Origin of the sequence: Streptomyces sp. Root1304, from assembly GCF_001426405.1 — a bacterium.
GTDB lineage: Bacteria > Actinomycetota > Actinomycetes > Streptomycetales > Streptomycetaceae > Streptomyces.
The window spans coordinates 81,231-94,531 of sequence record NZ_LMEP01000001.1 but is presented as its reverse complement, the minus strand read 5'-3'; the positions used below and the strand labels follow the sequence as shown (position 1 = coordinate 94,531).

Genomic DNA, 13,301 nt, shown 5'->3' with positions numbered 1-13,301 from the left:
TCAGCAAGAATCACGGGAGGCACTCCATGCGCGGAGCCACGCACGCCAAGTGGGCCGCTCTGGCCACCGCCGTCGCCCTCGCGGCGACGGCCTGCGGTGGCGGCGACGACAGCGGCGGCGGCGGAGGTGCCGACGGCATCGTGAGTTCCTCGTGGGGCGATCCGCAGAACCCCCTGGAGCCCGCCAACACCAACGAGGTGCAGGGCGGCAAGGTGCTGTCCATGATCTTCCGGGGTCTCAAGCAGTACGACCCGAAGACCGGCGAGGCCAAGGACATGCTCGCCGAGAAGATCGACACCACCGACTCGACGAACTTCGCCATCACGGTCAAGGACGGCTGGACCTTCTCCAACGGCGAGAAGGTCACGGCCAAGTCCTTCGTCGACGCCTGGAACTACGCCGCCCACCTGAAGAACAACCAGAAGAACGCGTACTTCTTCGGGCAGATCGAGGGCTACGACAAGGTCCACCCCGACAAGGGCGAACCGACGGCCGAGACCATGTCCGGCCTCAAGATCACGGGCCCGCAGACCTTCACGGTCAAGCTCACCCAGAAGTTCTCCACCTGGCCCGTCACCCTGGGCTACGCGGCCTTCTCGCCGCTTCCCCAGGCCTTCTACGACGACCACGCCGGCTGGCTGTCGAAGCCCATCGGCAACGGCCCGTACACGGTCGACTCGTACTCCAAGGGCTCGCAGATGTCCCTCAAGCGCTGGGACGCCTACCCCGGCACCGACAAGGCCCAGAACGGCGGTGTGAACCTCAAGGTCTACACCGACAACAACACCGCCTACACCGACCTGACGGCCGGCAACCTCGACCTCGTCGACGACATCCCCGCCTCGCAGCTCAAGAACGTCTCCGCCGACCTCGGCGACCGGTACATCAACGTCCCGGCCGGCATCATCCAGACCCTCTCCTTCCCGTTCTACGACCCGAACTGGAACAAGCCCGGCCAGGAGAAGCTCCGCCAGGGCCTGTCCATGGCGATCGACCGCGCCCAGATCACCGAGACGATCTTCCAGAAGACCCGCACCCCGGCCGTCGACTGGACCTCCCCGGTGCTCGGCGAGGAGGGCGGCTTCAAGGACGTCTGCGGCGACTTCTGCAAGTACGACGCGGCCCAGGCCAAGAAGCTCGTCGCCGAGGGCGGCGGCATCCCCGGCGGCACGATGAAGATCTCGTACAACGCCGACACCGGCTCCCACAAGGAGTGGGTGGACGCGGTCTGCAACTCCATCAACCGGGCCCTCGGCGACAACAAGGCCTGCGTCGGCAACCCGGTCGGCACCTTCGCCGACTACCGCAACCAGGTCACCCAGTCGAAGATGCAGGGACCGTTCCGGGCCGGCTGGCAGATGGACTACCCGCTCATCCAGAACTTCCTGCAGCCGCTGTACTACACCAACGCCTCGTCCAACGACGGCAAGTACACCGACCCCGAGTTCGACAAGCTGATCAACCAGGCCAACGCCGAGCCCGACACGGCGAAGGCCGTCGGTCTCTTCCAGCAGGCCGAGGGCGTCCTCCGCGACGACATGGGAGCCATCCCGCTCTGGTACCAGAACGGCAGCGCCGGCTACTCGGACCGCGTGACCAACGTGTCCCTGAACCCCTTCAGCGTCCCGGTCTACGACCAGATCAAGGTCAAGTGACGCCGTAACAGGTCGGCTGCGAACGGCCCGGCCCGCGGAACCCCCGCGCCGCCGGGCCGTACGCCTTCCTCGCTCGCGCCCCTCCCGGAGCGAACCCCTACCCGGAGCCAACCCCCGGAGCCCCCCATGGGTCGTTATGTGATCCGGCGACTGCTGCAGATGATCCCGGTCTTCTTCGGCGCCACGCTGTTGATCTTCCTGATGGTGAACGTGATGGGCGACCCTGTCGCCGGACTCTGCGGCGACCGTGCCTGCGATCCGGCGACCGCCGCCCAGCTGAAGAAGGAGTTCGGCCTCGACAAGCCCGTCTGGCAGCAATACCTGACCTACATGGGCAACGTGTTCACCGGGGACTTCGGCACCGCCTTCAACGGCCAGCCCGTCACCGAACTGATGGCCGACGCCTTCCCCGTGACCTTCCGGCTCACCGTCGTCGCGATCCTCTTCGAGATCGTCATCGGCATCAGCCTCGGCGTCGTCACCGGCCTCAAGCGCGGCCGCCCCGTCGACAGCACCGTCCTGCTGCTGACCCTGGTCGTCCTCTCCGTCCCGACCTTCGTCACCGGCCTGCTCGTCCAGCTCCTCCTGGGCGTCAAATGGGGCTGGATCGAACCGGCCGTCTCACCGGAGGCGAACTGGAACGAGCTGATCGTCCCCGGCCTGGTGCTCGCCTCCGTCTCGCTCGCCTACGTCACCCGGCTCACCCGGACCTCGATCGCCGAGAACAAGCGCGCCGACTACGTCCGTACCGCCGTGGCCAAGGGCCTGCCCCGCCGCCGGGTCATCAGCCGCCACCTGCTGCGCAACAGCCTCATCCCCGTGGTGACCTTCATCGGAGCCGACATCGGCGCCCTCATGGGCGGAGCGATCGTCACCGAACGGATCTTCAACATCCACGGGGTCGGCCTCCAGCTCTACAACGGCATCGTCCGCCAGAGCACCCAGACCGTCGTCGGCTTCGTGACCATCCTCGTCCTGGTGTTCCTGCTGGCCAACCTCCTGGTCGACCTCCTCTACGCCGTCCTTGACCCGAGGATCCGCTATGCCTGAGCCGCTTGAGCCCCTTGAGTCGTACGGAGAAGAAGGGCGCGCCATCGCCTCCACCGGAGCCGGCGGTGCCGCCGACCTCGGCACCCAGGAAGCCGAGACCCTGGAGAAGACGCCCGGTGGCCCCGAGGGCACCGGCGCCGACAAGAAGCCCCGCTCCCTCTGGTCCGACGCCTGGCACGACCTGCGCCGCAACCCGGTCTTCATCGTCTCCGGACTCGTCATCCTCTTCCTGGTCGTCATCTCCATCTGGCCCTCGCTGATCGCCTCGGGGGACCCCCTCGACTGCGACCTGTCCAAGGCCCAGGAAGGCTCCCAGCCCGGCCACCCCTTCGGCTTCAACGGCCAGGGCTGCGACGTCTACACCCGCACCGTCTACGGCGCCCGGACCTCCGTGACCGTCGGCGTCCTCGCCACCCTCGGAGTCGCCGTCCTCGGCAGCATCCTCGGCGGACTCGCCGGGTTCTTCGGCGGCGCCTGGGACGGCGTCCTCTCCAGGATCACCGACGTCTTCTTCGCCATCCCCGTCGTCCTCGGCGGCCTGGTCCTGCTGTCCGTGGTGACCAGCGCCACCGTCTGGCCCGTCATCGGCTTCATGGTGCTGCTCGGCTGGCCGCAGCTCTCCCGCATCGCGCGCGGCTCGGTCATCACCGCGAAACAGAACGACTACGTGCAGGCGGCCCGCGCCCTCGGCGCCTCCAACTCCCGGATGCTGCTCCGGCACATCACGCCCAACGCCGTCGCCCCGGTGATCGTCGTCGCCACCATCGCCCTCGGTACGTACATCGCGCTCGAAGCGACCCTGTCGTACCTCGGCGTCGGACTGAAGCCGCCGACCGTCTCCTGGGGCATCGACATCTCCTCGGCGTCGCAGTACATCCGCAACGCGCCCCACATGCTGCTCTGGCCGGCCGGCGCGCTCGCCGTCACCGTGCTCGCGTTCATCATGCTCGGCGACGCGGTGCGCGACGCCCTCGACCCGAAGCTGAGGTAGGGACCCATGCTGCTCGAAGTGCGCGACCTGCACGTGGAGTTCCACACCCGGGACGGGGTGGCCAAGGCGGTCAACGGCGTCAACTACTCCGTCGACGCGGGGGAGACCCTCGCCGTCCTCGGCGAGTCCGGCTCCGGCAAGTCCGTCACCGCCCAGGCCGTCATGGGCATCCTCGACATCCCGCCGGGGAAGATCAGCGGCGGCGAGATCCTCTTCCAGGGCCAGGACCTCCTGAAGCTCAAGGAGGAGGAACGGCGCAAGGTCCGCGGCGCCAAGATGGCGATGATCTTCCAGGACGCGCTGTCCTCCCTCAACCCGGTCCTCAGCGTCGGCGACCAGCTCGGCGAGATGTTCCAGGTCCACAAGGGCATGTCGCGCAAGGACTCCAAGGCCAAGGCCGTCGAGCTGATGGACCGGGTCCGCATCCCCGCCGCCAAGGAACGCGTCGGCCAGTACCCCCACCAGTTCTCCGGCGGCATGCGCCAGCGCATCATGATCGCGATGGCGCTCGCCCTCGAACCCGAACTGATCATCGCCGACGAGCCCACCACCGCCCTCGACGTCACCGTCCAGGCCCAGGTCATGGACCTCCTCGCCGAGCTCCAGCGCGAACTCAACATGGGCCTCATCCTCATCACCCACGACCTCGGCGTCGTCGCCGACGTCGCCGACAAGATCGCCGTCATGTACGCGGGCCGGATCGTCGAACAGGCCCCCGTCCACGAGATCTACAAGGCCCCCGCCCACCCCTACACCCGGGGCCTGCTCGACTCGATCCCGCGCCTGGACCAGAAGGGCCAGGAGCTCTACGCGATCAAGGGCCTCCCGCCCAACCTGCTCGCCATCCCGCCCGGCTGCGCCTTCAACCCGCGCTGCCCCATGGCCCAGGACGTCTGCCGGACCGACATCCCCCCGCTGTACGACGTGACCGAGTCCCCGGTGCCGCGCTCCAGCGCCTGCCACTTCTGGAAGGAGTGCCTCCATGGCTGAGGCGATTCTCGAAGTCCGGGAACTCCACAAGCACTACCCGCTCACCCAGGGCATCCTGTTCAAGAAGCAGGTCGGCGCCGTCAGGGCCGTCGACGGGGTCGACTTCGAGCTCGCCGCCGGCGAGACCCTCGGCATCGTCGGCGAATCCGGCTGCGGCAAGTCGACCGTCGCGAAGATGCTGGTCAACCTGGAACGGCCCACGTCGGGCGAGATCCGCTACAAGGGCGAGGACATCAGCAAGCTCTCCCCGCGCGCGCTGAAGGCCGTCCGCCGCAACATCCAGATGGTCTTCCAGGACCCGTACACCTCGCTCAACCCCCGCATGACCGTCGGCGACATCATCGGCGAGCCGTACGAGATCCACCCCGAGGTCGCCCCCAAGGGCGACCGCCGCCGCAAGGTCCAGGACCTCCTGGACGTCGTCGGCCTCAACCCCGAGTACATCAACCGGTATCCGCACCAGTTCTCCGGCGGCCAGCGCCAGCGCATCGGCATCGCCCGCGGCCTCGCCCTCCAGCCCGAGATCATCGTCGCGGACGAGCCGGTCTCCGCCCTCGACGTCTCCGTCCAGGCGCAGGTCATCAACCTCCTCGACAGCCTCCAGTCCGAGTTCTCCCTCTCGTACGTCTTCATCGCCCACGACCTGTCGATCGTGCGCCACATCTCGGACCGCGTCGGCGTCATGTACCTCGGCCGGATCGTCGAGATCGGCAGCGACGCCCAGATCTACGACCACCCCACCCACCCCTACACCCAGGCGCTGCTCTCCGCGGTCCCGGTCCCCGACCCCGAGGCGCGCGCCCACCGCGAGCGGATCATCCTCACCGGCGACGTGCCCTCGCCGGCCAACATCCCCTCCGGCTGCCGCTTCCGCACCCGCTGCTGGAAGGCCCAGGAACGCTGCACCCTGGAGGTCCCGCTCCTCGCGGTCCCGGCCGTCTTCCGCCTCACCGACACCCCGGCGAAGCACGACTCGGCCTGCCACTTCGCGGAGGAGAAGACGGTGGTCCCGCCGGAGAACGGCGAGGCGCCGAAGGTCCTGAAGCCGCCGGAGACCCCGAAGCCCCCGGACATCCTCAAGTCCCCCGAGACCCCGGAAACCCCGGAGACCCCCGAGGCCCCCGGGAACGGCGGCACGGAACCCGGTACGCCGTAACACGCGGGCAACCGGCCCGCATCGGATCCGATATACGGACACGCCAGACTGCGGGACGTACGGCCGTGCGGGTGCCGTGGGCCGGCCGGGACTCGACACGAGCCCGGCCGGCCGGCCGTCCCACCGGGTTCCGCGGAATCGCTTGTTTCGGCGGGTGGCGACCGTGAGTATCGGGACCGTGACTGTGACACGACCGGCACGTCTCACGGGCGCCGCGCTCTGCGCCGCGCTCGCCCTCCTCAGCGCCGTGTGGATCCTCAAGGACCTCGCCGGGCTCGGTTCGCCCTCCGACCTCGGGTGGTACTGGGCGGGGGACCCTCACTTCCTCCTCCGCGGGCAGTCCGCCACCTCCCTGACCGACCCGGTGCTCCTCGCCGTCTCCGTCGCCACCGTCGTCGCCGCGCTCCGCTCGCGCCACGCGGCCTCCGCGCTCGCCGCGGCCGGCGCCGTCACCCTCGCCCTGCGCCTGCCCGGACTCTGGGCGCCCGGCAGCGGAGCCCTCGTCACCGCGCTCCTCTCGCTGGCCCTCGCCGTCGGCCTCCTCGTCACCGCCGCCGCGGGCCGCCGCTCGGGCGCCGCCCCGTACGAACCGCGGCCCAGCAGCCCCCGTACCGGTCCCGCCGTCGCCGCCGGGGTCCTCCTCGCCGTCGCCGCGCTCGTCACGGTCCTGTGGGAGCTGTACTGGGCCACCGCGATGGACCTGGACATCACCGTCGACCGGTTCACCGGCGGACGGACCGTCATCAAGGCGGCCCTCGCGCCCCCGCCCGCCTGGCTGTCGCTGGTCCTCGTCGCCCTCTACGGAACCGCCGCCGGCTCCGCCTTCGCCCGCGCCCGCCACACCCGCGCCTTCGGACTGCTCGCCGGGGTGTTCCTCGCGGCCGGCGGCCTCGCCGGGGTCGCGCGCGCCACCCGCTACGAAGTGATCGGCGACTTCGGCGGCCTCTCCACCACGGACCGGCTGAGCCTCCTCACCACCTGTTTCGGACTGCTCGCCGGAATCGCCGTCCTCGCCCTGCTCGCCGGGCGCGGCGCCCCCGCCCCCGCCGCCGCGCCCGCCCCCTACCCGCCGGCCGGGATGCCGCCCCCGGCCCCGCCCTACCCGCCGCCGCCCGGCTGGTGACTCAGCCCCGCTCCGGCTCCGCCCCCGCGCCCCGCTCCAGCCCCAGGGACCGCTTCAGGAAGTCCACCTGGAGCAGCAGCAGGTTCTCCGCGACCTGCTCCTGCGGGGTCATGTGGGTGACCCCGGACAGCGGCAGCACCTCGTGCGGCCGGCCCGCCGCGAGCAGCGCGGAGGAGAACCGCAGCGCGTGCGCGACCACCACGTTGTCGTCCGCGAGACCGTGCACGATCATCATCGGCCGCACCGGCACCTCCGGCGCCGAGAGCCCGTCGTCCGTGACCAGCGACTGGGCCGCGTACACCTCGGGGTCGTCCTGCGGGGTGCCGAGGTACCGCTCGGTGTAGTGGGTGTCGTACAGCCGCCAGTCCGTCACCGGCGCCCCGACGACGGCCGCGTGGAACACGTCGGGCCGCCGCAGCACCGCCCGCGCCGCCAGGTACCCGCCGTACGACCAGCCCCGGATCGCGACCCGCTCCAGGTCCAGCGGGAACCGGCCGGCGAGCCCCTGGAGCGCCTCCACCTGGTCGTCGAGCGTCGGCGAGAGGTCCCGCGCGATCGACTTCTCCCAGGCGGGCGAACGCCCCGGAGTGCCCCGCCCGTCCGCCACGACCACCGCGAAACCCTGGTCGGCGAACCACTGGGACGTCAGATGCGGGTTGTGCGCGGCGAGCACGCGCGGCCCGTGCGGACCGCCGTACGGATCCATCAGGACCGGCAGCGGACCGTCCCCCTCCGCGTACCCCGAGGGCAGCAGCACCGCGCACGGGATCCGCCGTACGCCGGACTCCGTGAGCCGCACCCGGGCGGTGATCACCGGCCGCTGAGCGTACGAGGCCACCACCGCGACCTGTTCGCCGTCGCGCAGCACCCGCGCCACGCTCCCCGGCGACTCCGGGCGCGCCGACACCAGGACGGTCACCGCCCCCGAGCGCACCGCACCGTGCACCCCGACGCCCTCGGAGATCCGCTCGGCGCCCCGGCCGGTCACCCGGTACACATGGACCTCGCCGGTCTCCGGCGCGGCCGCCGCCGCACCGGCCGACGCGGACACCAGGACGTCGTCCTCGCCCACGTCGAGCACGGCACGGACGTGCAGGGCGGCACCGGTGAGCACCTCGTCCCCGACGACGAGGACCCGCGCACCGGCCCCGTCCTCGCCGGCCGCGTCATCGGCTGCCCGGTCCACCAGCCGTACGAGCCGCCCGTCCGGCGCCCACACCGGCACCCCCGGCAGCAGCTCCAGCCACACCGGGTCCCGCTCCTCCCGTACTGTCCTCGTCTCCCCGGACTCCGGGTCCACCGCCAGGAACAACTGCTCCCGCTGGTCCCGCGCCTGGACGAGCAGCAGCGGCGCCCCGGCCGCCGACCAGTGCACCCGCGCCAGGTACGGATACCGCTCCCGGTCCCACCGCACCTCGGTGCGGGCCCCGTCGAGCCCCGTCACGAACAGCCGGACGTCCGCGTTGGCCGTCCCCGCCGCCGGGTAGGCCACCGGCTGCGGCTCCCGCTCCGGGTGCGCCGGGTCCGCGATCCACCAGCGCCGCACCGCCCGGTCGTCGGCCCGCGCGACCAGCAGCCGGTCCGAGGCGGGCGACCACCAGAAACCCCGGTCCCGGGTCATCTCCTCCGAGGCGATGAATTCGGCCAATCCGTAGGAGACGTGCTCGTCCTCGGGAACGGCCAGGGCACGGTCGTCCGAACCGTCCGCGCCCACCACCCGCAGCGCGCCCTCCGTCACGTACGCCACCCACCGCCCGTCCGGCGAGGGACGGGGGTCGATCACCGGCCCCGGCACCGGCAGCTCCCGCGCCGTCCCGGCCCGCAGCTCCGCCGCGAACAGCCGCCCCGACAGGGCGAACGCCGCCAGCTCCACCGCCCCGTCGACCGCGTACCCCACCACACCGGCCGAGCCCTCCCGGCTCCGCTCCCGGCGCGCCCGCTCCTGCGGCGACAGCTCCTCCTCCGCGCCCGCGAGCAGCACCGCCGGGTCGGCCGCCACCCGCTCGGAGGGCGCGCCCCCGTCGCGGGGGAGGTCGAGGACCCAGAGCCGGTGGGAACGTTCGGTGCCCGAACCGGATCTGACGAACACCACGCGCTCCCCGTCGGGCGAGACGGAGAACGCCCGCGGAACACCCAGGGTGAACCGCTGGGTCCGGGCGTGCTGACGGGGGAAGGAGAGCCCGGCCGAGGGTGTGGCCGACTGCTGGGGAGACATGGTCATACGGCTGAAACTAGCGCTGTGCGCCCCCCTCGTGCCTCCGTCCGCCGATCGATGCGATGGCACGGATAGTTATGATCCGTAGCGCTAGGTGGGTATGTACCTCGCGTACGTACCCCGTTGGCACATGCTCGCTGCCCGAACCGCTCGAATATCCGACCGAAGAAGTGTGGAGGTGAACCGCCGTGGCACTCTCGATCTCCGTGGTGGTGCTGCTGGCGATCGTCGTCTTCCTTCTGATCCGGAAATCCGGGTTGAAGGCTGGACACGCGGCGGTCTGCGCGCTCCTGGGTTTCTATCTGGCGAGCTCGTCCATCGCCCCGTCCATCAGCACCCTCACCACGAACGTGGCGGGCATGATCGGCGGCCTCAAGTTCTGAGCACCCCCACGTCCTGACCCCTCTTCCGGCCGGACCTCGTAGGCTGGGGACATGTCCGATCTCCCCGCCCGCCGTCTGCTGCTCGTGCACGCGCACCCGGACGACGAGTCGATCAACAACGGCGCCACCATGGCCAGGTACGCGGCCGAGGGTGCCCTCGTCACCCTCGTCACCTGCACCCTCGGCGAGGAGGGCGAGGTCATCCCGCCCGGACTCGCCCACCTGGCCCCGGACCGGGAGGACCGGCTCGGCCCGCACCGCGTCGGCGAACTCGCCGCCGCGATGGCCGAGCTGGGCGTCACCGACCACCGCTTCCTCGGCGGCCCCGGCCGCTTCCGCGACTCCGGGATGATGGGCGCCGAGCAGAACGCGCGGGACAACGCGTTCTGGAACACGGCCGTCGACACCGCCGCCCCGTACCTCGTCGAGGTGATCCGGGAGACCCGCCCCCAGGTCCTGGTCACCTACGACCCCGACGGCGGCTACGGCCACCCGGACCACATCCAGGCCCACCGCGTCGCCACCCGCGCCGCCGAACTGGCCGCCGACCCCGCCTACCGCCCCGAGCTCGGGCCGGCGCACACGATCGCCAAGATCTACTGGAACCGCGTCCCGCGCCCGGTAGCCGAGGCCGGATTCGCCCGGCTGCGCGCCGAGGGCTCCGTCTTCCCCGCCGTCGCCGCGATCGACGACGTCCCCGGAGTGGTCGACGAGGACCGGATCACCACCGAGATCGACGCGGGCCCCGAGCACACCGCCCGCAAGAGCGCGGCGATGGCCGCGCACGCCACCCAAGTCGCGGTCGACGGTCCGTTCTTCGCCCTCTCCAACGACCTGGGCCAGCCGATCTTCACCACCGAGTACTACGAACTCGTCCAGGGCACCCCCGGCGCCCCCGCCGGCACCCGCGAGACCGACCTCTTCGCGGGAGTGACCGCATGAGCACCCCCACGACTCCGGCCCTCCCGGCCTCCCGCGCCGTCCGATTCATCTGGTACGCGGCCCTGGCCGTCCTCGGCGTCCTGGTCGGCACGGCGGGCGCCCTCGTCCAAGCCGCCTGGTTCCCCGGCGGCTTGCTCCTCGGCCTCCTCGCCACCGCCGCCCTCTTCTACGGAGGGCTGCGCGCCACCGGCACCCAGGTCGGCGTCGTCGCCGGCGGGGCCGGCTGGCTCGTCGCCGTCGTCCTGCTCAGCTTCGGACGGCCCGAGGGCGACGGGGTGTTCGGCGGCGGCGCCGGCGAGCTGCTCTTCCTCTTCGGCGGCATGGCGCTCGCTGTGATCTGCGCCACTCTGTCCCGGCTGCCGCGACCGACCCCGTGAGCAGGACGACTTGAGACCCGGGACGCCCTGACTTCGGCCGGATTGACCGTCGTACGTCACCCAGCGGTCGGGTATGTGTCGGCGGCGGCCAGTATGGTGGTGCGCGCCGCCGAACCGCCCGGGTTACACGAGCATCAGCAAGAGCGGGCGGTGGAGCCAACCGGGAGATCCTGCTTTGAGTCGTGAAACTGGTCGAGAGACTGACAGTTCGTCCTCCGGCGCCCAGGGGCGCGGTGGAGCCGCGTACCCCTCGGGTACACCGCCGTACGGATCCCGCCAGTATCCGTCGCTCCACCCCTCGCAGGACGGGCCGGAGGAGACCGCCGCCGCGCCCGCGCCGCCGGAGGAGCCCAAGACCGAGACGACGCTGACGACCCGTATCCGGATCAACATCCCGGGTTCGCGTCCGATCCCGCCGGTCGTGGTCCGCAAGACGGTCAACGAGGCGTCCGCACCGGAGCCCGCTCCCGTCGCGGAACCGGTAGCGGTACCGGAGCCGGAGCCCGAGCCGGTGGTGGCCCCCGAGCCGCCGCAGGCGGAGGAGGCCCCCAAGGCCAAGGAGACCAGCGACTGGTTCGCGCCCCGCAAGGCGACGCCCCAGGCCCCCGCCCCCGCTGCCGCGCCCGCGCCGCCGCAGGCCCCGAAGCCCTCGCCGGCCCCGCTCGGGCCCGACACCCAGGGCACGGGCTTCGCGGGCTCCGCGACCTCCGGCGTCCCCACGGTCGGCAACACCCCGTCGAGCCGCCCGGTGACCTCCGCCCAGCAGGGCGCGGGCAACCCGCTGTACGACAGCGGGACACCGGCGGCCGGGACCCCGATGTACACGGGCACGCCGGCCGGCGGAACCCCGATGTACGACGGGACCCCTGCGGGCGGCACCCCCATGTACGACGGGACTCCCGCCGCCGGGACCCCGATGTACGACGGCACCCCGGCGGGCGGCACGCCCGCGTACCCGGGTCCTGCCGCGGCACCGACGGGCCCCACGACGGGCCCGGCCATGGGCACCGCGTCGCTGGGCGGCCCGGGGGCGGGCGCGTTCCAGGGCCAGGGTCAGGGCCAGGGACCCCGTCAGGGTCCGGGTCATGGTCCCCGTCAGGGTCAGGGACCGGGTCAGGGCTCGCCCTTCCCCGGAGGTCCGGGAGCTCCCGGGGGCCACGGCGGCCCCGGCGGCGCCCCGCGCATGTCCGACGACACCGCGATCCTCACCCCGCAGGCACCGGCGCCGCACTCCGGTCCGGGCCCGCAGGGCGGCGGCAACGGTCACGTCTCGGGGGACACGCTCACCAGCGGCATCCCGGTCGTCCCGCCGAAGGCGGCCCGCCCGAACCTCACCCCGCGCATCGAGGACCAGGCGGCCCCCGCCCCGGCCCCCGCGCCGCGCCCCGCCCCGGCGGCGAGCCGCGCCCCGGCGAAGAAGGGCCGCTCGAAGCTGGTCCTGGCCGCGGCCGGAGTCGTGGGCCTCGCCGGCATCGCGTACGGCGCGGGACTGCTCCTCAACCACTCCGACGTGCCCAAGGGGACCACGGTCCTCGGCGTGGACATCGGCGGCGGTACGAAGGAGGAGGCCGTCAACAAGCTGGACGCCGCCCTGGGTAAGCGCGCCCACGCGCCGCTCCAGCTCGGCATCGGCGGCACCAAGGTCCAGCTGGCCCCCGACAAGGCGGGCCTGGCACTCGACAGCCAGGAGACCGTGCGGGCCGCGGCGGGCAGTGACTACAACCCGGTCTCGGTGATCGGTTCGCTGTTCGGCGGCGAGCGGGTCGCGAAGCCGGTCTTCCCGGTCGACGAGGAGAAGCTCGCGGTCGCCCTGCGGGACCTGGCGGGCACGTCGGCGTCGGGGACCGAGGCGACGATCCTGTTCGCCCCGAACAAGGTGACGCCGGTCGAGGGCAAGCCGGGCAAGGGCCTGGACATCCAGCGCTCGATGATCTCGGTGCGGGACGCCTTCCGCGCCCAGGTGGAGACCGGCCGGAACAAGCTGGTCGATCTGCCGGTCACGACACGGCAGCCGAGCATCACCAAGGCCGAGCTGGACCGGGCGATGAAGGAGTTCGCCCAGCCGGCGATGTCGGGCCTGATCACGATCAAGGCGGGCGGCCGGAAGATCGACTTCGGCCCGGCGCGGTCGCTGCCGCAGATCCTCTCGATGAAGGCCATCGACGGCCGGCTGGTCGAGGTCTACGACAAGAAGGCCATCGAGCGGCTGCTCGACGGGGCCTTCGACGGCATCATGATCACCAAGGGCGACGGCACCAAGCACCAGGTGTCCGCCGACGACGTGGCCTTCGTGATGCGGGACGCCCTCATGGGCAAGACGAAGGCGGAGCGCACCAAGACGATCGACCTGAGCGGCGAGGGCTGACAGGCCCACCAGCCGAACGCCGGAACCCCCGCCCGACGACGTCGGACGGGGGTT

The 13,301-nt window shown here is 71.8% G+C and carries 11 protein-coding genes; 10 read left to right on the top strand and 1 reads right to left on the bottom strand.

The genetic code is table 11. From position 1 onward, the window contains the following. Positions 1 to 26: 26 nt before the first annotated feature. From ASD33_RS00410 to ASD33_RS00385, 6 genes are all read left to right on the top strand, one after another. Positions 27 to 1,655, top strand: coding sequence for an ABC transporter substrate-binding protein (locus ASD33_RS00410; protein ID WP_056551493.1), 1,629 nt, complete (start codon positions 27 to 29; stop codon positions 1,653 to 1,655). Between the two features lie 126 nt (positions 1,656 to 1,781). Further along, entirely contained in the window at positions 1,782 to 2,705 is a 924-nt protein-coding gene (locus ASD33_RS00405) for an ABC transporter permease (RefSeq protein WP_056551491.1), read from the top strand. Further along, a complete protein-coding gene (locus tag ASD33_RS00400) occupies positions 2,698 to 3,696 on the top strand; it encodes an ABC transporter permease (protein WP_056551489.1) in 999 nt (332 codons plus the stop codon). The genes ASD33_RS00405 and ASD33_RS00400 overlap by 8 nt, the downstream gene beginning before the upstream one ends. A 6-nt stretch (positions 3,697 to 3,702) precedes the next feature. Continuing rightward, on the top strand, positions 3,703 to 4,686 hold the full coding sequence (locus tag ASD33_RS00395) for an ABC transporter ATP-binding protein (RefSeq protein WP_056551488.1): 984 nt from the start codon (positions 3,703 to 3,705) through the stop codon (positions 4,684 to 4,686). Further along, the gene (locus ASD33_RS00390) at positions 4,679 to 5,842 is read left to right on the top strand and encodes a dipeptide ABC transporter ATP-binding protein (RefSeq protein WP_056551486.1); all 1,164 of its coding nucleotides are present in this window, start codon (positions 4,679 to 4,681) and stop codon (positions 5,840 to 5,842) included. The genes ASD33_RS00395 and ASD33_RS00390 overlap by 8 nt, the downstream gene beginning before the upstream one ends. A 178-nt stretch (positions 5,843 to 6,020) precedes the next feature. Continuing rightward, positions 6,021 to 6,965 carry a hypothetical protein gene (locus ASD33_RS00385; protein WP_056553662.1) on the top strand — a complete coding sequence of 315 codons (945 nt, stop codon included), beginning with the start codon at positions 6,021 to 6,023 and terminating at the stop codon, positions 6,963 to 6,965. A gap of 1 nt (position 6,966) precedes the next feature. Here the strand turns inward: ASD33_RS00385 and ASD33_RS00380 are convergent, their stop codons facing one another. Further along, positions 6,967 to 9,186 carry a prolyl oligopeptidase family serine peptidase gene (locus ASD33_RS00380; protein ID WP_056551484.1) on the bottom strand — a complete coding sequence of 740 codons (2,220 nt, stop codon included), beginning with the start codon at positions 9,184 to 9,186 and terminating at the stop codon, positions 6,967 to 6,969. Positions 9,187 to 9,368: 182 nt separating this feature from the next. On the opposite strand from ASD33_RS00380, the gene ASD33_RS00375 reads away from it, so the two are divergent. From ASD33_RS00375 to ASD33_RS00360, 4 genes are all read left to right on the top strand, one after another. Beyond that, positions 9,369 to 9,563 (top strand): hypothetical protein, encoded by a 195-nt coding sequence (locus tag ASD33_RS00375; protein ID WP_015035959.1) that lies wholly within the window; start codon positions 9,369 to 9,371, stop codon positions 9,561 to 9,563. 51 nt (positions 9,564 to 9,614) lie between these two features. Continuing rightward, a complete protein-coding gene (mshB, locus tag ASD33_RS00370; protein WP_056551482.1) occupies positions 9,615 to 10,505 on the top strand; it encodes an N-acetyl-1-D-myo-inositol-2-amino-2-deoxy-alpha-D-glucopyranoside deacetylase in 891 nt (296 codons plus the stop codon). Beyond that, positions 10,502 to 10,882: a DUF6113 family protein gene (locus tag ASD33_RS00365; RefSeq protein ID WP_056551480.1), complete on the top strand. Its 381-nt coding sequence runs from the start codon at positions 10,502 to 10,504 to the stop codon at positions 10,880 to 10,882. The genes mshB and ASD33_RS00365 overlap by 4 nt, the downstream gene beginning before the upstream one ends. A gap of 850 nt (positions 10,883 to 11,732) precedes the next feature. Beyond that, positions 11,733 to 13,247, top strand: coding sequence for a hypothetical protein (locus ASD33_RS00360; RefSeq protein ID WP_079044543.1), 1,515 nt, complete (start codon positions 11,733 to 11,735; stop codon positions 13,245 to 13,247). The last annotated feature ends 54 nt before the right edge of the window (positions 13,248 to 13,301 follow it).